Origin of the sequence: Algibacter agarivorans (assembly GCF_039543245.1) — a bacterium.
GTDB classification, from domain to species: domain Bacteria; phylum Bacteroidota; class Bacteroidia; order Flavobacteriales; family Flavobacteriaceae; genus Algibacter_G; species Algibacter_G agarivorans.
In genome coordinates this window covers 1-26396 of the sequence record NZ_BAABJJ010000041.1, presented here as the reverse complement: position 1 = coordinate 26396, position 26396 = coordinate 1, and the positions used below count along the sequence as shown (strand labels likewise).

Here is a 26396-nt window from a genome sequence, read left to right as displayed (position 1 = left end):
TTTGTTTATTCTAATTTACGAATTATATCGCTGATTTACAAGTATTTGTGTGTATCTGAAAGTGCCTAATTATTAGTAAAGCTCTTTAATTTTACCAAGCTTGTTTTTTAAGAGTTTTAAAGACTCTTTATGAGCTTTAATATTATTATGAACTTCTTTTACTAAAGGATTATCGTCATCAACATTAGTGAAAAACTGTAAATTATTTTCTAATTGATTGATCTGACTTTTTACTTCATCAATTTTTTTACGAATATAAAAGCGCTCATTATCTAAATTCCTTGTGTCATCAGAAGTATTGATATTGTCGAGCTTGTTTTCATATTTAATCATTTCAACCTCGTTCTTATCCATTTTTAAACTTGTCAATAAGTCATCAATAGTTTTCTGGAATTTGCCTTCAATATAGCGTTTGTCATTAGGTACTCTGCCCAATGTTTTCCATTGTTTAATTTGCTCTTTTATTATAACTATACCTTTTTCTTTACTTTCTTTATCACTTGGCAGCTTTAAACCTTTTAAGGTATTTAATAATTCGTTTTTTTGGTTGTAAGCATTAACTTGTTCTTGACTTGCTGCATTTCGTTTAGCATGGATCCTGTCAAAATAATGGTTACAGGCACCTTTAAATTGTTTCCAAATTTTATCACTATCTTTTCGTGGAACGTGGCCAATTTTTTTCCAATCGCTTTGGATTTTTTTCATCAAAGGTGTGGTTACTTCAAAATCCTCACTTTCTTTATTGTCTTCAGCTATTTTAATTAAATCTAATTTTAATTGAAGATTTTTATATTGGTCTTTTTTAAGACCTTTATAGAATGTGTTTTTTTCCCTGTTAAATGTTCTTACCGATTCTTTAAACTTGGCCCAGGTACTTTCGTTTACTTTAATAGGTACTTTTCCTGCATTAAAAAACGCTTCTCGTTGTTCTTCAATAGCTTTTATTTTCTTTTGCCATGAACCATGCGAATTGCTTTCTTGAGCATTTATAGCATCTATATTGGCAATGATTTGAAGTTTTGTTTCAAGATTTTTTTCGTGAATTTTATCTATATCCTTATAATAAAGTTGACGCTTATCATTAATTGTTTTTGTGGCAGCTTTAAAACGTTCCCAAATTTCTTCACGATGGGCTCTGCCAACAGGCCCAAGTTCTTCTTTCCACATTTTGTGCAATTCCTGAAGTTCCCTAAAGGCGCGCATTATATTATCGTCTTGTGCTAACTCTTCAGCGCGTTCAATAATTAATAATTTCTTTTCTAAATTATGTTTAAAATCTAAATCGCGTAAATCTCTATTTAAATGTAAAAAGTCATAAAACATTTCTACATGGTGGTGGTAGCTATTCCAAGCATTATTGTATTTGTCTCTTGGTATTGGACCCGTATTTCTCCAGCGTTCTTGTAGTTCTTTAAAATGTTTGTAGGTTGTGTTTATGTTTTCCTCAACATTTAGTAAACCTTTTAATTCTTCTATGATTTCAAGTTTATCTGCTAAATTTTGTTTTAAATTTTTCTCTAAACTTTGGTAATGATCATTTACTTTTTTTCTATAGGCTTTGTAAGCTTCTTTGAATCTTTTTTGAACAGGAGAAGAATAATAAAAATCGATTTCATTACCACCATCATTTAAAAAATCTTCTTTTTTCTCGTCAAGTAATGCTTGAAATTTTGTTTTAAATACGGTATTTATATTATCTACGTGCGATTTTATGGCTTGAACTTTTTCATTCTTCAAAAGCTTTTCTAATTCAATAGCGAGGGCTTCTAAAGACATGGAGTCGTATTCTTTTACCTCGATTTTGTGTCTGTCCTTATTGCCTTCGTCTTCAGCATCTTCAGCATTGGATTCTTCAATTTCATTTAGAACTTCATCATGGTCTTTTACACTGTCAGGGGCTCCTTCGTCTTCATTTTCTGTTTTGTCTGCTTCTACTTCAAGGGTTTTGTTTTCTTCAATAACATCATTAGTTGTTTCAACATCCGAAGTAGGTGTTGATTCAATTTCTTGATCTTTATTTAATTCTACTGAGTTTTCATTAGAATTGTTTTTATCGGTTTGATTCGCTTCTGGAAGTTTATTAATATCAGACATTTTTAAAAATGTTAAGGTTCGTCAAATTACTTTCGACTTTAAAGATACTAACAAGTAAAGTATTTACAAAGTACAAGAAAGGGTTTTAATGCTTAGATGGAAGATTTATTTTAAATTCCAGATAGACCAGGCTTTTTCAGCTTGTAATTTCAGCATATTTAGTCCATTTATAGTTGTGGCTTGGTTTTGTTTACCTTGTTTTAAAAAGGTGGTTTCCTCAGGATTGTATATTAAATCAAATAGGATATGATTTTTGGATATTGCTCCATAAGGAATGTTTGGGCAATCGTCAACATTTGGAAATGTTCCCAATGGCGTACAATTAATGATGATTTGGTGGTTTTCAACATCACTTTCCTGCAAAGTATCATAGGAAAAGCCAATGCCTTTTTTTAGTTTTCTTGAAACATATTGGTAAGAAATCCCCATTTCTTTTAAACTGTATGCTATAGCTTTACTGGCACCACCTGTTCCTAAAATTAAGGCATTTTTATGATGGGATTTAAGAAAAGGCTTAATAGTGTGTTTAAATCCATAACAATCTGTGTTGTAGCCTACTAGTTTTCCTTTTTTTGTTATTCTAATGGTGTTTACAGCTCCAATTGCTTTAGCTTTTTTGTTTACCTTATCAAGATAAGGGATGACTTGCTCTTTATATGGAATGGTAACGTTAAGCCCTTTTAAACCTTCAGTCTTTTTTATAATTGAAGGAAATAGATCTATACTTTCGATGTCAAAATTTTCATAGGACGTATTGTGTATGTCTTCATCTTCAAATTTTTTTTTAAAGTATGATTTTGAAAACGAATACGATATGTTTTTGCCTAAAAGCCCTAGTTTGTTCATTTTGTTTTTTTTGTTATTTGCCCGTACCATTCTAATGCTAATACTAATAATATGCCAAGGAAAATAAAACCAATGGCATAATACGTTTCTGTGTTTAGGTTTGGAATAAAGCGTTTGTAGTTTTCTATAATTTTTGCTCCAGTAGAATCTAATAGAAAGCTACTGTCTTCATTTAATTTATAAACTGTTTTTTTCCATGGCCATACCACACCTAAAGATCCAATAATAAAACCAATAATTGTAGAAAGCGTAATGTTTTTATAGTGTTTTAAGATGTAGCTTAAGAAATGCGAAAATGTAACCAGACCAGTAACCGAACCTAATGTAAATACGCTTAAAACTTTAAGCATTCTCATACGTGCAGCATTGCGAATAAAACTAAAATCTAAACTAAAAATATCTGAAATGGTGTCATATAAGGCGTTAACAGAATCTACTAATAGCAGTACATAATTTCCTAAAAGAATAAGAATGAATGAACCTGAAAACCCTGGAAGTGTCATTCCTGAAACACTAATAATCCCGCAAAAAAAAACAAACCAAAGGTTGTCATTTTCTTTAGCGGGGTTTAAAAAACTGATACTAATACCTAGTATAATACCTATGGCTAAAGCGGTGTATGTTTTATAATTCCAGTCTTTAAAATCTTTATTGATATAATAAATCGAACCAATTATCATTCCAAAGAAAACACTCCAAACGTAGAGTTCGTAATATTTTATTAAATAGTCTAGAACTTTAGAAATACTAAAATAGCTGACAATCATCCCGAAGAACAGTAACCCTAAAAACCGACCGTTTATATATTTATAAAAGCTTTTAAAGCGTCCATTTATAAGTAACTTAAATGCTTTGCCATTTACTTTTTTTAAAGAATATATAAACTCTTCATAAAAACCAGCCACAAAAGCTACAACACCACCTGAAACACCAGGCACTTTATTTGCAGCACCCATTCCTAATCCTTTCAGGATTAGAAATATTTTATCGGTAACTGTTCTGGTATTTTCCATGGCTATTTCTTAGATCCTAATTTTTCAAGAATATAAATAGTCAAAAACCCAAGAACCATTAAAAGTGCTGCAAACAGTATTTGATTATCTCCAACAAATGAAAATGGCGAGATACTTTCTTGTAATAATGGCTTTTCTATACCTTTAGAATTTGTGTGCCATGTTAAAGTTTCTTTCCAAGGCCAAACTTTATTTAATGACCCAAAAATAAAACCAGTTAGTAAGGCTAATGTGATATTGTGATAATGTTTGAAGAGCCATTTTAGTACGTGGCTAAAACTCAACAGACCAACAAGAGCACCAATGGCAAAAATCATAATCTTTTTTAAATCTATATCGTGAATAGCATCACTTAATGTTTTATAAGCTCCTAGAATTATTAAGATAAATGAACCGGAAATACCAGGTAATATCATAGCGCAAATAGCAATGGCTCCTGCAACAAAAAGAAACCAAGGGCTTTCATTGGTGCCTAAAGAAGGTAGTTTGCTAATGTAAAAGGCAATAACCGCTCCAATAATTAAAGCAATAACTGTGACTATGCTCCATTTGGTAATTTGTTTCCCAACAAAATATATACTTGCTACGATAAGACCAAAAAAGAAGGACCATATTAAGATGGGATGAAACTCAAGTAAATATTTTGCAAGTTTCATAAAAGAAACAAAACTGATAAGAATTCCAGACATAAGTACCAGAATAAAGTTCCCGTTCAGTTGTTCCCAAAATGCTTTAATGCCTTTACTGAAAAGTGTTTTAAAGAGAGAAAGATTTACATTGCTAATAGTCTCAATTAACTCTTCATAAATGCCGGAAATAAAAGCAATCGTACCACCAGAAACTCCAGGAACAGCATCTGCTGCACCCATTGCTAATCCTTTAAAAGAGATGATTAAGTAGTCTTTAATACGTCTTTGCATATTGTGATTTTTAAAGAAAACCAAAGGTATACATTTGGCAACTAAAAAAAAATTAATATGAATAGTTGAAAATAGGTTAAACCCATTAAAAAAAATAATCCACGAATTTTACAAATTTTCACTAATATTTTAAAAATCTTTAGGTTTTTTCTATTCGTATAATCATTTTTGGATAATTACCAGCCTACCGGCTGGTAGGTTTCGCGAATTTTAAATGAGTTTAACTCATTAATTGATTTTAATATGTGTTGTCTAGAAACGTTTACTTACAGATTTGTTTTAAGTAAGTTTTTTACAAGGAGTTTCTTGGAAACTTTAGGAAAAAGCTCTTCAATAATAAAGGCGTATTCTTCATTTTCTTTTAAACCATTTTTTAGATGGAATACCCCTTTGTCATTTTCATTTAAAGAAAAGTACAACCCAGCTAAACGATATTCTATCTCTGCACTTTCTGGGTAAAAATCTGTGGCTTGTTCAAAATTATAAATTGCGGCTTGTGGTTCTCCTAATTTAATTAATATATCGCCACGAGATAACCAAGTGTTCAATTCGTAATTGCCTAACTCTAAGGTTTTTTTGAAACCGCGCTCAGCTTCTTCGTAAAAATTCAACCTTTGGTTAATTTGCGAATATAATTTCCAATATATGACGTTTTCCGAATCTATATTTATAGCTCTATTAATGAAATAAAGGGCTTTTTGGTAGTTCTTTTTCCTGTTGTAATATTTAGTGATGGCTATCCAACCTTTATCTAATAAAGGGTCTTCATGTACTGTCCTGTCGTAAAACTGAAGTGCTAAATCATCATTATTCAATTTTTCATAACAATTACCAATACGCAATAATGCAAAAGATGTTGGTTCTTCTAATTGTAGAGTAATTGTGTAGTTTTCAATAGCATCTTCATAACGGTTCAATTTTTCTAAAACCTTGCCACGCTCAAGATAAGCACCAACAAATGTATCATCTGAAATAATAGCGAAATCAAATGATGTTAATGCTTTGTCGTAATCTTTTAAAGTGACATATTGCTTGCCTAATTGATGCCATGCTACTTCGCAATATGGATTTTTATCTAAAAATAGGTTTAAATATGAAATGGCTTCTTCATGCTGTTTTAAAAACTCAAAGCAATATATAACATTGTATAATGCAGAGTAATCATCTAAGTCAGATTCTAAACATTTCATAAAATATGTTTTGGCATCTTCAAATTGATCTAGAAAAAGGTATTCCATTCCAATTAATGAATATAAATCGACCACATCGTCAGTAAGTTGCAATGCTTTTTTTAAAACCTCAATGGCTTGTTGATGGTCATCTTTTTTAGAAAAAACATTAGCCTTTTGAATGTAGATTTCTTCATTCATTGGGTCTAAACTATGCAATTGGTTTAATAATATGTCTGCTTCTGGCAACTTATCTTCAAAAACAAAAACTTCTACTTTAAAAAGTCTTAAATTAATAGAGGTAGGGTGTTGGTCTAAACCTAATTTTATGGCTTTTTTCGCTAAAGCGATTTTACCTTGGTTTAAATAATGATGAATGATGTTTTCGAATTCTTCGGAATCAAAGAACAAAACATGGTTTGTTTTTAACATCGATTCAAACTTAGTAAGAGGCAAATTGTTGTTGTCATTATGACTAAACTCCATAAGCACATTTATAAGATTCTATGTCAATAAATTTAAGCTTCTATTTGCTTTTTAGTTGAAGAATATGTAAATGTTTTCAACAAAGTAATGAACATTGAAAGTATTTGTGTGAGTTTTTACTTCTTTTGTTTTGATTATCAGAAAGTTGAATGTGATTGTATATTATTGTATTTCGTCTAAAACGTCAATAATTATTTTGCATCCTTTGATGATTTCATCGTTTGTGATGGTTAAAGGAGGTGTGATTCTAACTGCTTTTGGCTCAAAAAGTAGCCAAAAAAGTATTAACCCTTGGTCTTGACATTTAAGAATTAATGAATTTGTTATAGTTTCAGAAGCTGTTATTAAAGCAAGCATGAGCCCTTGTCCTCTAATTTCTTTTATTAGAGGATGCACTAAAATTTTCCGGAAAACCTGTTCTTTCTCTAATGCTTGCTCCATTAAATTACTTTCAGTAATTTCTTTTAAAGTTGCCAATGCAGAAGCAGCAATTACCGGATGTCCACCAAAGGTTGTTATGTGTCCTAGTTTAGGGTGGTCTTGTAGTAAGTCCATTAGTTTACTAGATGCAGTAAAGGCTCCAATGGGCATCCCGCCACCTAGACCTTTGCCAGTTACTAATATATCCGGGATGCAATTGTAGTGTTCAAAACCAAAAAGTTTACCTGTTCTTCCAATTCCAGGTTGTATTTCGTCCAAAATTAAAAGTGCCCCAACTTTATTGCAACGTTTTTGAACTTGGATTAAGTATTTGTTTGAAGGGACGATAAAACCGGCACCACCTTGGATGGTTTCTAAAATAACGCAAGCTGTTTTATTTGTAATCTGCTTTAAATCTTCTTCGGAATTAAAAGTTATAAATTTCACATCTGGCAAAAGTGGTCTAAAGGCTTGTTTGCGTTCTTCATGCCCCATAACACTCATAGATCCCATAGTGTTACCATGATATGCTTTGTTAGCTGCAATTATTTCACTTCTTCCGGTAGCACGTTTGGCAAGTTTTAATGCACCTTCAATCGCTTCGGTTCCTGAATTAGTTAAATAGGTCTTCTCTAATGGTTTTGGAAGATTTTTTGCTAATAATTTTGTGAGTTCTACGGCTGGTTTTTGGATGTATTCGCCATAAACCATAACATGCATATATTTATTCAACTGCTCCTTAATGGCATTTACAACCTTTGGATGATTGTGGCCAAGTGGGCAAGCAGATACGCCAGCAACAAAATCTAGATAGGCTTTATTATTGGTGTCGTAAATATAAGAACCATTTGCATGAGAAATTTCCATGGCTAATGGATGAGGTGTTGTTTGTGCTTGATATTTGAAGAAATCAGACTTCATTAGTGTGCTTAATTTTTTTTAAGTTCAATTAATTCAGCACCCCATAAATAAAAATCATCATTTTTTTGAATATTACTTATTACGCATCTAAGTTTATTCCCATCATTTGCTTTTGAAGTTGTTATACTATATTGTTTCCAATCGTTAGTTAAAGAAATGTCTAAAGTTTTATAATTTGTGTAATCCTTTCCTTGTTCTTGAAATCGTATTCTTGTAGTTCCTTTGCCTTTTAGCCATATAGAAAATTTAAAAACACCTAATGTTCTATCTACAATTTGAAGGATGTGACCATCTGAATTTCCTGTTCCAATAATATTATAGGTATTCTTTTTTCTATTTGGAGAAAGTATACTATTCTTCTTTGAAACTTTTATGCCATTTTTCACCCATTTCGAATTACTAAACTCATTTTTAAAAAGCAATAGGTTTTCTTGATTCCTTAGGGTTTTGTCGTACTTATATAGTGGTCCAGCCAATTTTATACGTTGCATCATTTCCTCATCAAAAAATGCATCTTGAGGCACATAATCCTCCAAACCTTTTATGGTTGGCAACTCCAAAGGTGGGTCGTCTTTAAATAAATCTTCAACGCTCAGTGGTCGTTCTTCTTCACGCCAATCGAAGCCTTTTAAGAATTTTTCTTTTTCAGGGTATTTGGATTCAGGGTACATGTCCCCATCGACTTGGTTAAACCTGGTGTATTCATCAATATCGCCGTCAGCAAATAAAATAGAGATGCTTCCAGATTTTGCTTTGTCTATACCAATCAACTCTTGTTTATCGTTTCTCGCATAAAAAATGGATTGGGCGTTTTTTGTAATATCGACTTGCCGTAATTGATTTTCATCATTAAAAAAACCTACCAATCGCATGCCGTTAATTTGGTTGTAGCCTGTTTTGCTTATAGTGTCTTGACTTATAATAAAAGCATTGTTGAAAACGAGTAAGGAATCTATTTTTTCAGTTTCGCTATTGGATATTAAATGAATGGTATCGCCAGTCATTTGATTTTCTAAATTCCACATAATGGGTTTTCGTGCAGAAGAAAATTTATCACCAGAAGAAAAACGAGGAATATTTATTAATTTAGTAATACCGGTTTTCTGACTGGTATGGATAGAATCGGCTTTTCCGCTTAGGTCAGATTTAAATATTTTTGCATTATAATTTGCATTGATAATTCTGTTGTCCGGTTTACCAGTAACTAAAATTTTATCGGCATGCAGGTATATAGAATCGTTTTCCTGAATAGTAATAGCTAATGCGCGTTTGGTAATGAAAACGGAATCTTTTTCTTTAAACATTTCTGCGTAATGCCCTTTTATAATGCTCTTATTTATAGTGTCAGTAACTGTTATATTATTGGTTGCTGAAGCGAAACTTATATTGTTGTCAAAATACAAACTGTCACCTTCAATAATTCTGTTATCGTAATCTATTTTTGCTTTCTTAACGGCATAGCCAATTTTGTTTTCTGTATCATAAAAACCTTTTTCACAGTATGTTTTACTGTCTTCTGTTGTAATGGTTGACGGTCCAAAGAGGTACGCATAACCCGTATCGGAATAAAAGTCGAAAAAGTTTGATTTTATAGTCGTGCTATCACTTACTAAAACGACATCCTCAACAAATTGATACTTTTTTATATCCATATAATACCTACCAATTTTACTGGTAATAGTACCCGAAGAATCTTTTACAACCGTACCTCCGTTTTTATAAAAGGCTTGCTGTTTTAGACGATCCATATACAAGGTATCTGAAGATATTGTGGAATTAGGATCTGTTAAAACCACATCGCCACTGGCAAATGCTAATTCCGTTATACCACTATATTCAATATATTTTGAAGTCATATTAATGGTGTCTCCCTGTCTTAATATAACATTACCATATGCTTCAATAAAATTCTCTTTGCCATAATGAATGGCTTTATCGCACCACATATTAGAACCACTATGTTCTATATGAACTTGTTGGGTGTCATCCCGTGTTAAAACTTTTGCGCCAGGATAGTTTTCTTCATCTATAGTAAGTTTACCTGCATATTCAATTTTAATTTTCTTTTTTTCTTGAGCACTGGATATTGAAACAAAACCAATAAAAAGTGCAAAAAGTAAAACTTGTAGTTTGTTCAAAATATAAAAAGTTTGTAGCAAAAATAACGATAATTATAATGTATAATTGTATTGAAACGAAAAACGCTCCAAAATAGTTTGGAGCGTTTTTTAAAGATATAAGATAGTGTGATTATTTAACCAATTGCCCTCTGAAAATAGTCTGTTTTCTATCTGGCCCAACAGATACAATAGTTATAGGGATTTCCAGTTCTTTTTCTAAAAATTCAATGTATTCATTCAATGCTTTTGGAAGTTGAGATGTTTCAGACATTGCTGTTAAATCTTCATTCCAGCCACTAAAATTCGTATAAATAGGTTCTACGTTTTCTGGTTCAATATTATAAGGGAAATGAGTAATTACTTCTCCTTTGTATTTATAGGCAGTGGCTACTTTTAAGGTTTTAAAACCAGAAAGCACATCGCCTTTCATCATCATTAATTGAGTGACACCATTAACTTGACAAGCATATTTTAATGCTACAAGATCTAACCAACCACAACGTCTTGCTCTACCTGTGGTCGCTCCAAATTCATTACCAACTTTAGCCATGGCTTTTCCATCTTCATCAAATAATTCTGTAGGGAAAGGACCAGAGCCAACACGTGTTGTGTAAGCTTTAAAAATGCCAAACACATCACCAATTTGGTTTGGAGCAACACCTAATCCTGTACAAGCTCCAGCAGCAGTGGTATTACTTGAAGTAACAAATGGATAGGTTCCAAAATCGATATCTAATAATGAGCCTTGGGCACCTTCAGCCAGAATGGTTTGTCCAGATTTTTGCGCTTGGTAGATGTATTCTTCAGAATCAATAAATTTTAATGATTTTAATACCTCAACAGCTTTGAAAAATTCGCTTTCCAATTCAGCTAAGTCATATTCTATTTCAACATTATAAAAAGCAATCATGGATTCATGCTTGTCAGCCAATGCTCTATAGCGTTCTTTCCAATCGGTTAATTCCAAATCGCCCACACGAATACCGTTTCTTCCAGTTTTGTCCATATATGTTGGACCAATACCTTTTAGAGTTGAACCGATTTTAGCTTTTCCTTTTGAAGCTTCACTAGCTGCATCAAGTAGTCTGTGTGTCGGTAAAATAATATGTGCTTTACGTGAAATCATTAATGATTTTCTATAATCTACATCTTGTTCTTCAAGTTTGTCTAGTTCGCCTTTAAAAATTACGGGATCTATAACGACTCCATTCCCTACTAAATTAGTAGCGTCATCATGGAAAATTCCTGAAGGAATGGTGTGTAAAACATGTTTTCTTCCATTAAAAACTAAAGTGTGACCTGCATTTGGACCCCCTTGAAAACGTGCTATAATATTGTAGTTTGATGTAAGTACGTCAACAATTTTTCCTTTGCCTTCGTCTCCCCATTGTAATCCTAGTAGTAAATCTACAGCCATTGTAAAAATTAATTATTTAGTTGATTTTCTGTTTCCGTAAAAATAAAGTGAGTGGTTATTTATTTCAATATCGAAAACCTCTTCGATTGTTTTTTTTATAGATTGAATTCTGGGGTCGCAAAACTCGATAACTTCTCCAGTATCTGTAAGTATTACGTGATCGTGTTGTCTGTCGAAATATGATTTTTCATAATGTGCTTGATTTTGTCCGAACTGATGTTTTCTAACTAAACCACATTCTAAAAGTAATTCTATAGTGTTGTAAAGTGTAGCGCGAGACACACGGTATTTTTTGTTTTTCATGTTAAGATATAGTGATTCTATATCAAAATGCTCAGTGCTGTTATAGATTTCTTGAAGTATAGCGTAGCGCTCGGGTGTTTTTCGGTGCCCGTTACCCTCTAAAAAGCTTGTGAATACGCTCTTAACTATGTCTTGATTTTTAGTATCTGCTTTTGCATTCATAATTTCGTCGCAAATTTACACTTTTTTTAGAGACTGTTTAACATATGTGTTGTAATTTTCATCAACTATTTTTGATGTAATATGAGGCAAAATTTTAAGCCTAGTAGCGCTATGATTTGTAATTTTAACGAAATCAGTTAGCAATAAGGGTTAGGAAAAAACAATTGACATATTTTAAACAGTCACTTAAACTCGAATAACCTTATCAATGCCATTAATTTTTCTAAGTTTTTCTACAAGCTTTTTTATAATGGTATTATTTTTTACAACAACATTTATTTTTCCAGAAAATAAGCCGTCATGACTTTCAAAACTGATGCTTTTCATGTTTACAAGCATGTTTTCTGAAACAATGCTAGTGATTTCGTTTACCAAACCAATATGGTCTATACCAGCAAGAATTATTTTTGCCGAAAATTCTTGTTGTGTAGAGTCAATCCATTTTGCCGGCATAATCCTATAAGCATAATTGGATTGTAAGCTTACCGCATTTGGACAATTGTTTTTATGTATTTTTAAACCTTCATTAACAGTTAAAAATCCAAAAACTTTGTCTCCAGGAATAGGGTTGCAACAATTGGACAATTTATAATCTAATTTTTCTTCTTCTTTACCAAAAACAATCGAATCATAATTTAATGTAACTTCATCCTTTTCTAATTCTTCCTTTTTAATAGGTGTTTTTCTAGAAATTTTATTTTTAATATAGCTCATTAAGGCATTTCTTCTAGAAGAAGCATAGCTCTTAATCATAGTATTGTCAATTGACCCAATACCAATTCTGTAAAATAAATCGAGACTGGTTTTAAGTTTGAAGAAACGAACCATTTCGTTGATGGATTCTTCATTTAAAGTAATTTTAAGTTGTTTTAACTTTCTACGCAAAATTTCTTTACCATCTTCTCCTATTAGTTTTTTGTCTTCTCTTAATGCCGATTTAATTTTACTTCTTGCTCGTGCTGTAGTAGCATAGTCTAACCAATTAGGGTTTGGCTTTGCATTTTCTGCAGTTAAAATATCTACTTGATCGCCACTTTTTAATTCATGACTTAATGGTACTAACTTTCCGTTTACTTTTGCTCCTCTTGTTTTCATGCCGACTTCGGTATGAATGTTGAAGGCAAAGTCTAATGCAGTTGCGCCCTTTGGTAGAGATTTTAATTCACCAGCAGGTGTGAAAACAAAAATTTCTTTAGAGTATAAATTGAGTTTAAACTGTTCTACAAAATCAACGGCATTGGTTTCTGGACTTTCAAGAGCCTCTTGAAGCCTATTGATCCAACTTTCTAAGTTATCTTCTTTTTCGCTACCTTGTTTGTATTTATAATGAGTAGCATATCCTTTTTCAGCAATTTCATTCATACGTTTACTACGAATTTGTACTTCTACCCAACGCCCTTTAGGGCCCATTACCGTGATGTGTAATGCTTCATAACCAGTACCTTTAGGAGATGAAATCCAGTCGCGTAATCTAATAGGGTTTGGTCTGAAATGATCTGTAACCACTGAATAAATTTTCCATGCTAAGAATTTTTCATTTTGGGGGTCATTATCACAATCGTAAATAATTCGTACGGCAAACTTATCATAGACTTCATCAAAGGGGACCCCTTGGTTAATCATTTTTTTGCGAATCGAGAAAATGGACTTTGGTCGACCTTTTATGGTGTAGGTAAGATTTTCTTTGTCTAAAGAGTTTTTTATAACCTCACTGAATTGATTTATATATAGGTCTTGTTCTTCCTTACTCTCTTTTATTTTATCAAAGATATCATTGTAAACATCAGGTTCGGTATATTTTAAACCTAAATCTTCCAGTTCGGTTTTAATATTATAGAGTCCGATCCTATGAGCTAAAGGGGCGTAAATGTAAAGTGTTTCAGAAGCTATTTTAATTTGTTTATCTGGGCGCATCGAGTCCATAGTTTGCATATTATGGAGTCTGTCTGCAATTTTAATAATGATAACCCGTACATCATCATTAAGTGTGAGCAACATTTTACGGAAATTCTCTGCCTGTAAAGATACGTCCATGTCTTTTTCCTTGCTTAAAGACGATATTTTAGTAAGTCCATCAACAATGGTGGCAATGGTTTTTCCAAATAGTTTTTCTATATCCTCAATCTGGTAATCAGGACTGTCTTCAACCACATCATGAAGCAGTGCAGCCGCAATAGAAGTGGCATCCAAGCCAATTTCTTGGGCTACAATTTTTGCCACGGCTATGGGATGGAAAATATAAGCTTCTCCAGATTTTCTACGTTGGTCTTTATGTCCATCTAAGGCCACTTCAAAAGCACTGCGAATAAGTTTTTTATCGTCGTCAGAAAGTGTGGTGTAACTAACTTTTAATAATTCTTTGTAGGCTTTGGCAATGGCTCCATTTTCTTGTTCTATAGCTTCCTCTGTCATAGATTAAAAGTAACATAATCTATATTAACAGCCAACATCAAAATTTGTTTTTTTATAACTAATTTTTAAATGAGTTCAGTATTAAGTATTTAAGAAATTGACCAGATGAAGTATAGCCTTTCCCCGATGGCCAATGCTGTTTTTTAGGTTTAAATCCATTTCGGCAAATGTCATGTTATGACCTTTTGGTTTGAATATGGGGTCATAACCAAAACCTTCATCTCCATGTTTTGAAGTTGTGATTTCGCCTTCACAAATACCTGTGAACGTTAGTTGTTTATTGTTAAGTTGCAAAGCAATTACAGTTTTAAAACGAGCGTTTCGGTTTACATTACCATTTAAGCTTTTAAGTAGTAAATCCATATTGTCTTGCGCATTGCGTTGGGGACCAGCATAACGTGCAGAGTACACACCAGGGGCTCCGTTTAAAGCTTTAACTTCTAACCCTGTGTCATCGGCAAAGCAATCATAGCCATAATTGGCCTTAATAAATTCTGCTTTTTGAATAGCGTTACCCGCTATGGTGTTTTGAGTTTCAGGAATATCTTTAAAACACCCAATGTCTTTTAAGCTTAAAAGTTTAATATGATTAGGCATTAAAGCTTGAACTTCTTTAAGTTTATTGAGGTTGTTGGTAGCGAAAACGAGTTGCATATTCTTGTAAAGTTTGAATATTCAAAAGTACTATTATATTGGTTTGTATGAAATAATTTGGGTTCAATAATAAAAGAGGGAGTTTACAGTTATTTTATAGTTTTTATTCTATGAAAGTATTAAAAAAATATTATCTTAGGATGGAAATATTAACGTAAAAATAAATAAATATGACAGTAAATTTTCAATATGTAGGTGTAGATGTAAGTGAAACATTATCAACTTTTACCAAAGAAAAATTAGAAAAGTTATTCAATAAATATGAGTTTTTAATAAATGCAACTGTGCATTTCAAACAAGATGAAAAAGAGCATGTTAATGGAAAGATATGTAATATAGAATTAAGTTTGCCTGGACCAAGGATTTTTGCAACGTCTAATGAACGTAATTTTGAAGTATCAGTTAGGGAAACTATTAGTGATTTGGAACGCCAACTTAAAAAACGTAAGGAAGTTTATAAAACATATTAAAATTTACGAAAATCTAAAGACAGATGATTGAAAACAAAAAGATGGCTAAGAATTATTTTTAGTCATCTTTTTTTATTGCTTTTGAGTAAGTACTGAAAACTTTGACTTTAAACTCCTATTTATGGTGATAAGGTTCGTTTCTTAAAATAGTAAATCCACGATACAACTGCTCAATAAAAAAGAGACGAATCATTTGATGGGAAAATGTCATTTTAGATAATGATAGTTTACCATTTGCTTTTCTATACACATCTTCAGAAAAACCATAAGGACCTCCAATACCAAAAACCAATTGTTTAATACCTGAATTCATATGTTTTTGTAAATAATTTGAAAACCCAACAGAATCTAATAGTTTCCCATTTTCATCTAGCAATATTAAAACATCGGTAGGGTTTAGTTTATTTAAAATAAGCTCGCCTTCCTTTTGTTTTTGTTGTGTTTCACTTAAGTTTTTACTGTTTTTAATATCAGGAATAATCTCTAAAGAAAATTTAATATAAAAACCTAGACGCTTTGTGTAATCATCAATTAGAGATATAAGTTGTTTATTATCAGTTTTGCCAATGGCAATAAGTTTAATAGTCATAAAAGCAAAATTACTGTTTAGTATTTATGAATAATGTATTTAAATAATAAAAAATTATAAAAATTCGTAATTGTAAAATATAATTTAGTAAATCAATTTCTTATTTTTGTGGCAAACCAAAAACAAATTATGATTACACAGGAGCAGTTTGATACAGAAGTGAAGATGATAATTTCTAATGCCATTAGAGAAGATGTTGGAGATGGCGACCATAGTTCTTTAGCTTGCATCCCTGCCAATGCAAGGGGGAAAGCTAAACTTTTAGTAAAAGACAAAGGTATAATTGGAGGTGTTAATTTCGCTAAAAAAGTATTTGCATACGTTGATAAAAACCTAAAATTGGATGTGCGTATTGAAGATGGCTCTGAAGTTACCTTTGGGGATGTTGTTATGTATGTTGAAGGCCCTTCGCAATCTATATTGAAAGCAGAGCGTACCGTTTTAAACGCTATGCAACGGATGAGTGCAATAGCTACCAAAACAAGAATGTTTGTTGATTTATTAGAAGGTACTAAAACCAGAATTTTAGATACACGTAAAACAACACCTGGTATTCGAGTGCTAGAAAAATGGGCAGTCAAAATTGGCGGTGGTGAAAATCATAGATTTGCTTTGTATGATATGATTATGCTAAAGGATAACCATATAGATTTTGCTGGAGGTATTACAAAGGCTATAGAAATGACCAAACAGTATTTAAAAGAGACTGGTAAGGATTTACAAATTATGGTGGAAGCCAGAGATTTAGTTGAAGTAAAAGAAATTTTAAATAATGAAGGTGTTTATAGAATCTTGTTAGATAATTTTGATTATGAAGATACTAGAAAAGCCGTTAAATTAATTGGCGATAAATGCCTTACTGAATCTTCGGGTAACATTAATGAAACTACTGTAAGACATTATGCTGAGTGCGGTGTAAATTATATTTCTTGTGGAGCCTTAACGCATTCTGTACATAATATGGATTTAAGTTTAAAAGCTATAAAGTAATTTCTTTGATAAGAGCTTATCTTTATTTTCCATTTTTAAACGAAAAGTAAATTTGAGTTCACTTTAGAATACTGGTTTATTAGATATTTAAAGTTAAAAGACAATCTTAATTTTAATAACTTTGCAATAACATTAAATGCAAATTATTGATGACCAAACCTTTTAAAGACAAACTTGATGACATTCCTGTAATTAATGTTTTGGTGCGGTTTTTTAAGCAAATAAAATTACCAGGTCTAGAAGGGTTGTCGTTTTTTGATTTATTAGAACTGTATATTACCGGTATTGTAAGAGGTGCTTTAACAACGCGTGCTAGTGCCATTGCTTTTAATTTTTTTATGGCGCTGTTTCCTTTTCTGTTGTTTGTTTTAATCATTATTCCTTATATACCTATTGACGATTTTAAAATTGAGTTTTTAGTGTTTTTAGAATCATTTTTACCACCAAGTACATCAGATTTTTTCTTCGAAAATATATTTGAAAATATAGACCAATCTCAACGCGGTGGTCTATTGTCGTCCGTTTTTTTGTTGTCAATTGTATTAATGGCCAATGGGGTTAATGCTGTTTTTTTAGGTTTTGAAAATTCATATCATGAGCAATTAACACGCAATGTGTTTAAGCAATATTTATATGCTCTAAGCATTGCTTTAATTCTTGCATTCTTATTAATTGTTACTATTGCGGTTTTAGGATATTTTCAAATTTATGTTGTGCAAGGGTTGTTGCATGCACTGGAAAATAGAGGTTATGAAGTGGACTCTGAAGGTGTGTTTTGGCCAGATATTGTAAAATATGTGTTTTTTGTTGCCATGGTATATTTAACGACTGCCATATTGTATTATTTTGGAACACGAGAAGGAAAACATTCTAAGTTTTTTTCGGTAGGTGCACTTTTTACTACGTTGCTTATTCTTTTAACGTCATATCTATTTGGTGTTTATATTGAAAATTTTGGACAATATAATAAGCTATATGGTTCTATTGGTGCCTTATTGGTTTTGTTGTTTTATTTATGGTTGAACTCCAATATTTTGCTACTTGGTTACGAATTAAATGCCTCTTTGAATAAGCTAAGAAAAACATATTAGTTTATGGAGTATTTTATAGACGTTATCATACCTGTTCCGCTTAACAAATTATATACGTATCGTATAACCGCTTCCGAATCGGAATTTTTAAAACCGGGCATGCGTGTTGCCGTGCCTTTCGGGAAATCTAAAGTCTACTCTGGTATTGTATTTCGAGTTCATAATGATGCACCTTCGGCTTATGAAGCTAAAGATATCCAGCAAATTTTAGATGATACGCCGATTGTAAATGAAAAACAATTGCAATTATGGCAATGGATCGCTAAATATTATATGTGTACCCTAGGGGATGTGATGCGTGCTGCATTACCAAGCGCATTTATTTTAGAAAGTGAAACCGTAATTACTAAAAATAGCGTTAAAGAGTTTGATGAATCTATTTTAAAGGATGATGAGTTTTTGGTTTTTGAAGCTTTGCATCACCAATCGTCTTTGAAGATTCATGATATTTCTAACATTCTAGATAAAAAGAATGTGCTGCCTGTCATTAAAAGACTTATTGACAAAGAAGCCATTTCGGTGGAAGAAGAAGTCTATGAAAAATATAAGCCCAAATTAGTTAGATATGTAAAACTACACGCTAATTTTTCATCAGAACAATCACTTCAGAATTTATTAGATGAATTAAGTAGAGCGAAAAAGCAACGTGATGTTGTGATGACTTTATTTTCAATTTCTGCTAAAACGAAAAAGCCTGTAAAAGTTAAAGATTTATCAGATGAAAGTGGTGCATCAGTATCCATTATAAAAGCACTAGTTGATAAAGGTGTTCTTGAAGAATATCACATTCAAACAGACCGAGTTCAATATACAGGCGATGATAATGAATCGACTAAAAATCTTAATGACTACCAAAAAGCAGCTTTAAGTGAAATAAAAATGTCTTTTGAAACACAGCACACCACCTTGCTACATGGTGTAACATCTTCTGGTAAAACAGAGGTTTATGTAAAGCTTATTGAAGATGTTTTAAGTGAAGGCAAGCAGGTTTTGTACCTGCTTCCAGAAATAGCTCTAACCACTCAATTAGTTACAAGGCTTCAGAATTATTTTGGAGAGCAAGTGGCTGTTTTTCATTCTAAATATTCAGTTCATGAGCGTGTTGAGGTTTGGAATAAGGTACTACACAATTCCGCTAAAGCGAAAATAGTTTTAGGAGCGCGCTCATCTATATTTTTGCCTTTCAATAATTTAGGATTAATAATTGTTGATGAAGAACACGAGCAATCGTTTAAGCAATTTGACCCAGCGCCACGCTATCATGCTCGGGATACGGCAGTTGTATTGGCTCATATGCATCAAGCTAAAACACTTTTGGGCTCAGCAACACCAAGTTTAGAAAGTTATTTTAATGCGAAACAAAATAAGTATGGTTTTGTTGAAATAACCAAACGATATAATGATGTATTGATGCCTGATGTTGAATTGGTTGATGTTAAAGATAAGCTTAAAAAGAAGCGTATGAAAGGGCATTTCAGCGACAGGCTTGTTGAGGAAATGACCGAAACGCTGAAAGCTGGACATCAAATAATTTTATTTCAAAACAGACGCGGGTTTTCGCCAATTGTAGAGTGTAAAACCTGCGGGCATTCGCCACAATGCCCTAATTGTGATGTGAGTTTAACCTATCACCAATACAGAAATCAATTGCGTTGCCACTATTGTGGATACAATTCTGCTATGATGCAAGATTGTGAGGCATGTGGAAGTCAAGATTTAGACAATAAAGGTTTTGGAACTGAACAAATTGAAGAAGAGGTAAAACTGCTATTTCCAGATTATAAAGTCGCCCGCATGGATTTGGATACCACTCGCGGAAAATATGGGTACGAAAAAATAATTACAGCCTTAGAGCAGCAGGAAATTGATATTCTTGTTGGTACGCAAATGCTAACCAAAGGTTTAGATTTTAGAAACGTAAAACTGGTTGGTATTATGAATGCCGATAACATGCTAAACTTTCCAGATTTTAGAGCTCACGAACGTAGTTTTCAACTCATGTTGCAAGTGTCAGGTAGGGCGGGGCGTACTGAGGAACGTGGTAAAGTATTGATTCAAACGTACAATCCGCATCATAATATATTGCAGCAAGTATCCACTAATAATTATATCGATATGTTTAACGAGCAAATGAACGATCGTTATAATTATAAATATCCACCTGTTTTCAAACAGATAAAAATCACCTTAAAACATAAGGATTATAATAGGGTAGAAACGGCTTCAGTTTGGTACGCTAAATCGTTAAGACAAGTATTTAGAGACCAAGTTTTAGGACCAGAGTCTCCGCCAGTAGCTAGAATTAGGAACCAATTTCATAAAAATATTTTGGTAAAAATTCCTAAGCAACAATCGTTAGCAAAAACAAAAGAAGCTATTATTAGAATTAATAATAGCTTCCAGAGTGTTAAAGGTTTTCGGCCGGTTAGGGTTATTCTAAATGTCGATAACTTTTAATGAAATAGAAATTTGTAAAAAAATTTCGTAATTGAATTAGTCCCAACGAAGGTCGGGATCTCATTCTGCTTTAATCCTAATATTATGAGAAACTGAAACAAGTTCAGTTTAACAAAGCAAAGCTTCTAAATATTATTTAAAGCATCAACAAGTTGTGTCTTTTTATTTCTACTTAAAGGAATTTCATAAGCACCAACTTCAACATTTTTACTGTTAAACCTGTCAATTTTATCAAGATTTACAATATATGATTTGTGGATTCTTAAAAATTTACCTTCTGGCAATTCAGCTTCAAAAGATTTCATTGTAGATAATACCACTAAGCTGTTTTCTTCTGTAACAAGTTTTACATAATCACCAAGCGCTTCAATCCATTTAATGTCTTTAATATAAACTTTACGTTTTTTAAGATTGCTTTTTACAAAAATATGCTCGCCCTCTTCTTCATTAAAGTCTAAAGTCAGTCTATGATGCTCTAGAGCTTTATCTACAGAAGTATTGAAGCGTTCTCTTGTAATGGGTTTATGTAAATAATCGGTAGCGTCGTAATTAAATGCTTTAAAAGCATATTCGGTTTTGCCGGTTACAAAGATAATTTGGGGTTTGTTGTTTAATACGTCTAAAAGTTCAAATCCATTTAGCACTGGCATTTCAATGTCTAAAAAAATTAAGTCTACTTGATGCGTATTTAAACCATTTTTAGTTTCTAAAGCACTACTGTACTCTGCAATTAAGTTGAGAGAGGGGTGATTCTCTACTAACTTAACGATAGAGAGACGTTGTATTGCTGAATCGTCTACTACTACACAGTTTAAAGTCATAACATTTTATATTATTTCGGTTAAGATATCGACAATAGTACAAAAAATTCGGCTAAAAACCAAAAATCATCGGTAAAGTGCTTGTTTTAACATAATTTTAACACTTTTTGTTTAGCTTATTTAGCGTCTAAATTTAGATGTTATTATAGTTGTGTAATATATAGAAATTAATTATTTTTGCAGCCAATTTTTAACAATAAAAACGATTTTTATGAATCATTATGAAACTGTTTTCATCTTAAATCCCGTTTTATCTGAAGATCAGATAAAGGAAACAGTAAAGAAATACGAAGATTTTCTTGTTTCTAACGGCGCTAAGATGATATCCAAAGAAAATTGGGGGCTAAAAAAGTTAGCTTACCCAATACAAAACAAGAAAAGTGGTTTCTATCACTTATTTGAGTACACTGTACCTGGTGAAGTCATTAACCCATTAGAGGTTGAGTTTGGACGCGATGAGCGTTTTATGCGTCAATTAACTGTTGCTTTAGATAAGCACGCTATTTCTTGGGCAGAGAGAAGACGAGTGAAACTTAAACAAAAAGCGTAATTATGGCATCTACAATAGAACAACAATCAAAAGGAAAAAAAGATGGCGAAATTAGATATTTAACGCCTCTTAATATCGATACAAACAAGGCAAAGAAATATTGTATGTTTCAAAAGTCTGGAATCAAGTATGTTGATTACAAAGATCCAGATTTTTTAATGCGATTTATAAACGAGCAAGGTAAAATTTTACCAAGACGTTTAACTGGTACATCTTTAAAGTATCAAAGAAAAGTTGCTGTAGCTGTAAAAAGAGCACGTCACTTAGCTTTAATGCCTTATGTAGGCGATTTATTAAAATAAAATACCGATAACAATGGAACTTATATTAAAACAAGACGTTGAAAATTTAGGATTTAAAGACGATGTTGTAACAGTTAAGAACGGTTATGGTAGAAATTTTTTAATTCCTCAAAAACAAGCTGTATTAGCTACGATTTCTGCAAAGAAAGTTTTAGCAGAAAACTTAAAGCAACGCGCTTTTAAAGAAAAGAAAGTAGTTGATGATGCTAATAAAATTGCTGAAGCAATTAAAGCATTAGAAATTAAGATACCTGCTAAAGTTGGTACTGGAGACAAATTATTTGGATCTGTAAACAACATTGATGTTGCTGCTGCTTTAGAAAAAGAAGGTCAAGCAATAGATAAAAAGTTTATTACAGTTACTACTATTAAACGTTTAGGTAGATACACTGCTGTTGTACGTTTGCACAGAGAGGTAACAGTTGATTTAGAATTTGAAGTTATTGCGCAAGCAAATTAAACTTTAAAAACATATTATATAAGCCTCAACCTAGTTGGGGCTTTTTTGTTATTTTTTTATAATTTATTATAGTAATTTCTCCCCTTGAGGGAGGTTAAGCGTGGTATATGAAGTATTCAAGACTTACAAAAGAACAATTTGAAGAATTGCACAAAGAGTTCATTAATTTTTTGGCAACTCAGTCTATTACTCACGATGAGTGGACAAATTTAAAAGCGAATAAACCTGAGCTAGCAGAAATGGAGCTAGATGTGTTTAGCGATTTAATTTGGGAAGGTGTGTTAAACAAGGCAGAATTTCTAGAACATATTTCGCCACAGCACATGTATTTATTTCGTTTAGCAGAAGAAAAAATGTTTGTTATTGCGCTTACGCTGAAAAATGATATGGACATAACGACTAAAGAAGGTTATGCATGGCTACGTGAAAACTTAATGGACGACAAAGTAGAATTTTTACAAGCTGATAAAGCATATACAGAAGATAAAAACCTAGATAAATTTAAAATGATTGAACAAGGCGCAGTTATTACTAAAGGTGATTTGTTTAAGTATTTTGATGAATTGATAGGTTAACGTCATTACGAGGAGGTACGACGTGGTAATCTGTTAATCCGTTGACTATTATATTTAATTCAGTTTCAATTTAAAAGGTTGCCATACTTCGACTTCGCTCTGTACAGGCTAATTTTTTCTAATGAAAAAGCTCGCAATGACAATTGCATTAATTATTTTTGTCCTTATGAAGCATATAGTTGCTTTGTCATTCCTGCGTAGGCAGGAATCCACTTTGAAAAATAAGTTTTAATAATCATTAAATGAGATACCTGTTTACACAGGTAGTTGAATATGGCTCAAAAACCAAGCATCCCAAAAGGCACAAGAGATTTTAATCCAGAACAAGTCGCAAAGCGAAACTATATTTTTAATACTATTCGTGGTGCTTTTGAAACCTTTGGATTTCAACCTATTGAAACACCAAGTTTTGAAAACTCAGAAACTTTAATGGGGAAGTATGGTGATGAAGGGGATCGTTTGATTTTTAAGATTTTGAATTCTGGTGATTATTTATCAAAAGCTGATGGACTCGCTTATACTGAAAAAGATTCTAATAAGTTAACTTCATCAATATCCGAAAAAGCACTCCGCTACGATTTAACAGTCCCTTTTGCACGTTACGTAGTTCAGCATCAAAATGAGATTGAATTTCCGTTTAAGCGTTACCAAATCCAGCCTGTTTGGAGAGCAGATAGACCTCAAAAAGGACGTTTTAGAGAGTTTTTTCAATGTGATGCCGATGTGGTTGGTTCAAAATCATTGTGGCAAGAAGTCGAGTTTATTCAATTGTATGACACCGTTTTTTCAGCGTTAAAACTAGAAGGTGTTACTGTTAAAATAAATAATAGAAAAATACTTTCTGGAATAGCAGAAGTTATTGGTGCAAGTGATAAGTTAATCGATTTTACGGTGGCTCTTGATAAACTGGATAAAATAGGCGAGGAGAAGGTAAAAGCCGAAATGCTTGCTAAAGGTATTTCTGAAGCAGGGATTTCAAAATTACAACCCTTATTTACATTATCGGGCTCTTTTGAATCTCAAATAGAAAGTTTAAAAAGTATTCTAAATACTTCTGAAGAAGGGAAAAAAGGTATTGAGGAATTAGCATTTATAAATTCAGCAATTTCAGAATTAGGTTTGTCTACAGCTACTTTACAATTAGATGTAACCTTAGCACGTGGATTAAACTACTATACAGGCGCTATTTTTGAAGTGTCAGCTCCGGAGAAAGTTAAAATGGGCTCTATTGGAGGTGGAGGTCGTTACGACGACTTAACGGGCATTTTCGGGATGAAAGATGTAAGCGGTGTGGGCATCAGTTTTGGTTTAGATCGTATTTATTTAGTGCTTGAAGAATTAGGTTTATTCCCAGAAACAGTAACCAAGAATGTTGAAGTCCTTTTTATCAATTTTGGAGATAGAGAAGCTTTATTCAGTTTAAAAGCGATTAAACAATTACGTTCTCAAGGTATTCATGCGGAATTATATCCAGATGCTGCTAAAATGAAAAAACAAATGAATCATGCCAATAAACGTGCTATTCCATTTGTAGTTTTAGTTGGCGATCAAGAAATAGAATCTAATACATATACTTTAAAAAACATGGTTTCAGGTGAGCAAGATAAAGTGTCATTAGAAACACTAATTTCTACAATAAAAAAGTCCTGAACATTAATTCAGGACTTTGATTTAATAATTAATTTTTAAAGTGGGTTCTTTATTCCTTAATGAATCTCTTCATGATTAGCTTTTCTTCATCATTTATTTGGATAAAGTACATTCCAGCTTCTAATTTATCTACAATTATTTCTTTTTTAACTTTACCATCTTTTACTATTTGTCCTAAAGCATTAATTATTTTGTAAGTCATATTGGTTTTTATACCGTTAGAAAGTTTTACATTCAATATATCTCCTTTTACTGGGTTTGGATATAATCGTAATTCATTTTTAGAAACTTCATTTTCTGTTGTGTTTAATAATTTATTGCTATCTGGAGTAACAATTCTAGCTGTAGCTCCACTACTCCCTATTCCTGTAATAACAACTTCATCTATAAAAATTTGGTCATTTTTTCCAGAAGCATCACATCGAAGTCTAAATTGTGCATTACTAGTTAAGTTATATTGCGAGCTATTAAGGGGTATTACAAAATTATTGAAAGTACCATTGTTAAAATCTGTACCTCTAGCCCAAGTATTTATTGTAACGAAACCAGAACCGTCGTTATATTGTAACCAAAAATCTTCTCCTACTTCCATGCTATTTGAATAGAAATGAAAATCAAATTTAACTTCATTATATGATGATAAATCAAATGTTGGTGAAGTCATTGAAGACGCTATTCCAGAGTTATCTCTTATGCGAATTGAAAAACTACCTTCAGAAGAATTTGAAGAATTAACTCTTGCACAATCATTTCCACCTTCTATCCAACCGTCCCAGCCAGTTTCAAAATAACCTTCATGTAATATGATATCGGTTGGCAAACTTGTAACGTTAACAGTTCTATCAACTTGTGTCGCAGCATTACCAGCGGCATCACTCACGTTATAGGTTACAGTGTAGGTTCCAGCGGTATTTGTGTCCACCACATCGCCAGCAATAACGATGTTGGCTGTAATGTCCCCGTCTTTATTATCGGTAGCCGTTGCTCCCTGTTCGGTATAAGTATCACCAACATTTAAGTTAAAGGTTGCATTGCCAACTAAAGTAATAACTGGTGCTGTAGTATCAGGAATGACGTTTACAGTTCTATCAACTTGAGTCGCAGCATTTCCAGCGGCATCGCTTACGTTGTAAGTTGCTACATAAGTTCCAGCCGTATTCGTGTCCACCACATCGCCGGCAATAACGATGTTAGCGGAAATATCGCCATCAATATTATCGGTAGCCGTTGCTCCCTGTTCGGTATAAGCATCGCCAACATTTAGGTTGATGATGGCATTACCCGTTAATGTAATAACGGGTGCTGTGGTATCTGGAATAATATTTACAGTTCTATCAACTTGAGCGGCAGCGTTACCAGCAGCATCACTCACGTTATAGGTTACTGTGTAAGTTCCAGCAGTATTAGTATCTACTGCATCACCACCAATAACGATGTTTGCTGTAATGTCCCCGTCTTTATTATCGGTAGCCGTAGCTCCTTCTTCAGTGTAAGAATCACCAAT

23 protein-coding genes are annotated in these 26396 nt (G+C 32.5%); 9 read left to right on the top strand and 14 right to left on the bottom strand.

Features of this window, described 5'->3' with window-relative positions; genetic code table 11:
* Window positions 1–72: 72 nt before the first annotated feature.
* The 11 genes from ABD935_RS14585 to ABD935_RS14535 form a co-directional block, all read right to left on the bottom strand.
* On the bottom strand, window positions 73–2094 hold the full coding sequence (locus ABD935_RS14585) for a DUF349 domain-containing protein (RefSeq protein WP_345193243.1): 2022 nt from the start codon (window positions 2092–2094) through the stop codon (window positions 73–75).
* Window positions 2095–2199: 105 nt separating this feature from the next.
* Window positions 2200–2940 (bottom strand): shikimate dehydrogenase family protein, encoded by a 741-nt coding sequence (locus ABD935_RS14580; RefSeq protein ID WP_345193241.1) that lies wholly within the window; start codon window positions 2938–2940, stop codon window positions 2200–2202.
* Window positions 2937–3953: a DUF368 domain-containing protein gene (locus ABD935_RS14575; protein ID WP_345193239.1), complete on the bottom strand. Its 1017-nt coding sequence runs from the start codon at window positions 3951–3953 to the stop codon at window positions 2937–2939. The genes ABD935_RS14580 and ABD935_RS14575 overlap by 4 nt, the downstream gene beginning before the upstream one ends.
* Window positions 3954–3955: 2 nt before the next feature.
* A complete protein-coding gene (locus ABD935_RS14570) occupies window positions 3956–4873 on the bottom strand; it encodes a polyprenyl-phosphate transporter (RefSeq protein ID WP_345193236.1) in 918 nt (305 codons plus the stop codon).
* A gap of 266 nt (window positions 4874–5139) precedes the next feature.
* The gene (locus tag ABD935_RS14565; RefSeq protein ID WP_345193234.1) at window positions 5140–6528 is read right to left on the bottom strand and encodes a tetratricopeptide repeat protein; all 1389 of its coding nucleotides are present in this window, start codon (window positions 6526–6528) and stop codon (window positions 5140–5142) included.
* A 162-nt stretch (window positions 6529–6690) separates the two neighbouring features.
* Window positions 6691–7869: an aspartate aminotransferase family protein gene (locus ABD935_RS14560; RefSeq protein WP_345193232.1), complete on the bottom strand. Its 1179-nt coding sequence runs from the start codon at window positions 7867–7869 to the stop codon at window positions 6691–6693.
* Window positions 7870–7877: 8 nt separating this feature from the next.
* Window positions 7878–10007, bottom strand: coding sequence for an OstA-like protein (locus tag ABD935_RS14555; protein ID WP_345193230.1), 2130 nt, complete (start codon window positions 10005–10007; stop codon window positions 7878–7880).
* A gap of 112 nt (window positions 10008–10119) precedes the next feature.
* Window positions 10120–11406, bottom strand: a complete 1287-nt coding sequence (locus tag ABD935_RS14550) for an adenylosuccinate synthase (protein ID WP_345193228.1) — start codon at window positions 11404–11406, stop codon at window positions 10120–10122.
* 12 nt (window positions 11407–11418) lie between these two features.
* Window positions 11419–11871, bottom strand: a complete 453-nt coding sequence (locus ABD935_RS14545) for a Fur family transcriptional regulator (RefSeq protein WP_345193226.1) — start codon at window positions 11869–11871, stop codon at window positions 11419–11421.
* Window positions 11872–12057: 186 nt separating this feature from the next.
* Complete coding sequence (locus ABD935_RS14540) at window positions 12058–14283, bottom strand: RelA/SpoT family protein (protein ID WP_345193223.1); 2226 nt, start codon at window positions 14281–14283, stop codon at window positions 12058–12060.
* Between the two features lie 81 nt (window positions 14284–14364).
* Entirely contained in the window at window positions 14365–14937 is a 573-nt protein-coding gene (locus tag ABD935_RS14535) for a non-canonical purine NTP diphosphatase (RefSeq protein ID WP_345193221.1), read from the bottom strand.
* 170 nt (window positions 14938–15107) lie between these two features.
* Here ABD935_RS14535 and ABD935_RS14530 point away from each other — a divergent pair, with 170 nt between their 5' ends.
* Window positions 15108–15407, top strand: coding sequence for an HPF/RaiA family ribosome-associated protein (locus ABD935_RS14530; RefSeq protein ID WP_345193219.1), 300 nt, complete (start codon window positions 15108–15110; stop codon window positions 15405–15407).
* A 115-nt stretch (window positions 15408–15522) separates the two neighbouring features.
* Here the strand turns inward: ABD935_RS14530 and rlmH are convergent, their stop codons facing one another.
* Window positions 15523–15996 (bottom strand): 23S rRNA (pseudouridine(1915)-N(3))-methyltransferase RlmH, encoded by a 474-nt coding sequence (gene rlmH / locus ABD935_RS14525; RefSeq protein ID WP_345193217.1) that lies wholly within the window; start codon window positions 15994–15996, stop codon window positions 15523–15525.
* Window positions 15997–16125: 129 nt separating this feature from the next.
* Between rlmH and nadC the strand changes: the two genes are divergently transcribed.
* The 3 genes from nadC (at window position 16126) to priA (ending at window position 20534) form a co-directional block, all read left to right on the top strand.
* A complete protein-coding gene (nadC, locus tag ABD935_RS14520) occupies window positions 16126–16986 on the top strand; it encodes a carboxylating nicotinate-nucleotide diphosphorylase (protein ID WP_345193245.1) in 861 nt (286 codons plus the stop codon).
* A 149-nt stretch (window positions 16987–17135) separates the two neighbouring features.
* The gene (locus tag ABD935_RS14515; RefSeq protein ID WP_345193215.1) at window positions 17136–18077 is read left to right on the top strand and encodes a YihY/virulence factor BrkB family protein; all 942 of its coding nucleotides are present in this window, start codon (window positions 17136–17138) and stop codon (window positions 18075–18077) included.
* Between the two features lie 3 nt (window positions 18078–18080).
* Window positions 18081–20534 carry a replication restart helicase PriA gene (priA, locus tag ABD935_RS14510; protein ID WP_345193212.1) on the top strand — a complete coding sequence of 818 codons (2454 nt, stop codon included), beginning with the start codon at window positions 18081–18083 and terminating at the stop codon, window positions 20532–20534.
* 125 nt (window positions 20535–20659) lie between these two features.
* Here the strand turns inward: priA and ABD935_RS14505 are convergent, their stop codons facing one another.
* The gene (locus tag ABD935_RS14505) at window positions 20660–21355 is read right to left on the bottom strand and encodes a LytR/AlgR family response regulator transcription factor (protein WP_345193210.1); all 696 of its coding nucleotides are present in this window, start codon (window positions 21353–21355) and stop codon (window positions 20660–20662) included.
* 211 nt (window positions 21356–21566) lie between these two features.
* On the opposite strand from ABD935_RS14505, the gene rpsF reads away from it, so the two are divergent.
* From rpsF to hisS, 5 genes are all read left to right on the top strand, one after another.
* Complete coding sequence (gene rpsF / locus ABD935_RS14500; RefSeq protein WP_345193208.1) at window positions 21567–21905, top strand: 30S ribosomal protein S6; 339 nt, start codon at window positions 21567–21569, stop codon at window positions 21903–21905.
* Window positions 21906–21907: 2 nt separating this feature from the next.
* Window positions 21908–22207 (top strand): 30S ribosomal protein S18, encoded by a 300-nt coding sequence (gene rpsR, locus ABD935_RS14495; RefSeq protein WP_345193205.1) that lies wholly within the window; start codon window positions 21908–21910, stop codon window positions 22205–22207.
* Window positions 22208–22220: 13 nt separating this feature from the next.
* A complete protein-coding gene (gene rplI / locus ABD935_RS14490; protein ID WP_345193203.1) occupies window positions 22221–22667 on the top strand; it encodes a 50S ribosomal protein L9 in 447 nt (148 codons plus the stop codon).
* 107 nt (window positions 22668–22774) lie between these two features.
* Window positions 22775–23242 (top strand): DUF6495 family protein, encoded by a 468-nt coding sequence (locus ABD935_RS14485; RefSeq protein ID WP_345193200.1) that lies wholly within the window; start codon window positions 22775–22777, stop codon window positions 23240–23242.
* Between the two features lie 273 nt (window positions 23243–23515).
* A complete protein-coding gene (gene hisS / locus ABD935_RS14480) occupies window positions 23516–24892 on the top strand; it encodes a histidine--tRNA ligase (protein ID WP_345193198.1) in 1377 nt (458 codons plus the stop codon).
* Between the two features lie 49 nt (window positions 24893–24941).
* Here the strand turns inward: hisS and ABD935_RS14475 are convergent.
* A partial coding sequence (locus ABD935_RS14475) for an immunoglobulin-like domain-containing protein (RefSeq protein ID WP_345193194.1) occupies window positions 24942–26396 on the bottom strand: 1455 nt, incomplete at its 5' end.

What these genes read in the sequence shown, in the direction of transcription:
- ABD935_RS14585 (WP_345193243.1), bottom strand. Translation starts at nt 2,094, where the DNA reads ATGTCTGATATTAATAAACTTCCAGAAGCGAATCAAACCGATAAAAAC.
- ABD935_RS14580 (WP_345193241.1), bottom strand. Translation starts at nt 2,940, where the DNA reads ATGAACAAACTAGGGCTTTTAGGCAAAAACATATCGTATTCGTTTTCA.
- ABD935_RS14575 (WP_345193239.1), bottom strand. Translation starts at nt 3,953, where the DNA reads ATGGAAAATACCAGAACAGTTACCGATAAAATATTTCTAATCCTGAAA.
- ABD935_RS14570 (WP_345193236.1), bottom strand. Translation starts at nt 4,873, where the DNA reads ATGCAAAGACGTATTAAAGACTACTTAATCATCTCTTTTAAAGGATTA.
- ABD935_RS14565 (WP_345193234.1), bottom strand. Translation starts at nt 6,528, where the DNA reads ATGGAGTTTAGTCATAATGACAACAACAATTTGCCTCTTACTAAGTTT.
- ABD935_RS14560 (WP_345193232.1), bottom strand. Translation starts at nt 7,869, where the DNA reads ATGAAGTCTGATTTCTTCAAATATCAAGCACAAACAACACCTCATCCA.
- ABD935_RS14550 (WP_345193228.1), bottom strand. Translation starts at nt 11,406, where the DNA reads ATGGCTGTAGATTTACTACTAGGATTACAATGGGGAGACGAAGGCAAA.
- ABD935_RS14545 (WP_345193226.1), bottom strand. Translation starts at nt 11,871, where the DNA reads ATGAATGCAAAAGCAGATACTAAAAATCAAGACATAGTTAAGAGCGTA.
- ABD935_RS14540 (WP_345193223.1), bottom strand. Translation starts at nt 14,283, where the DNA reads ATGACAGAGGAAGCTATAGAACAAGAAAATGGAGCCATTGCCAAAGCC.
- ABD935_RS14535 (WP_345193221.1), bottom strand. Translation starts at nt 14,937, where the DNA reads ATGCAACTCGTTTTCGCTACCAACAACCTCAATAAACTTAAAGAAGTT.
- ABD935_RS14530 (WP_345193219.1), top strand. Translation starts at nt 15,108, where the DNA reads ATGACAGTAAATTTTCAATATGTAGGTGTAGATGTAAGTGAAACATTA.
- rlmH (WP_345193217.1), bottom strand. Translation starts at nt 15,996, where the DNA reads ATGACTATTAAACTTATTGCCATTGGCAAAACTGATAATAAACAACTT.
- nadC (WP_345193245.1), top strand. Translation starts at nt 16,126, where the DNA reads ATGATTACACAGGAGCAGTTTGATACAGAAGTGAAGATGATAATTTCT.
- ABD935_RS14515 (WP_345193215.1), top strand. Translation starts at nt 17,136, where the DNA reads ATGACCAAACCTTTTAAAGACAAACTTGATGACATTCCTGTAATTAAT.
- priA (WP_345193212.1), top strand. Translation starts at nt 18,081, where the DNA reads ATGGAGTATTTTATAGACGTTATCATACCTGTTCCGCTTAACAAATTA.
- ABD935_RS14505 (WP_345193210.1), bottom strand. Translation starts at nt 21,355, where the DNA reads ATGACTTTAAACTGTGTAGTAGTAGACGATTCAGCAATACAACGTCTC.
- rpsF (WP_345193208.1), top strand. Translation starts at nt 21,567, where the DNA reads ATGAATCATTATGAAACTGTTTTCATCTTAAATCCCGTTTTATCTGAA.
- rpsR (WP_345193205.1), top strand. Translation starts at nt 21,908, where the DNA reads ATGGCATCTACAATAGAACAACAATCAAAAGGAAAAAAAGATGGCGAA.
- rplI (WP_345193203.1), top strand. Translation starts at nt 22,221, where the DNA reads ATGGAACTTATATTAAAACAAGACGTTGAAAATTTAGGATTTAAAGAC.
- ABD935_RS14485 (WP_345193200.1), top strand. Translation starts at nt 22,775, where the DNA reads ATGAAGTATTCAAGACTTACAAAAGAACAATTTGAAGAATTGCACAAA.
- hisS (WP_345193198.1), top strand. Translation starts at nt 23,516, where the DNA reads ATGGCTCAAAAACCAAGCATCCCAAAAGGCACAAGAGATTTTAATCCA.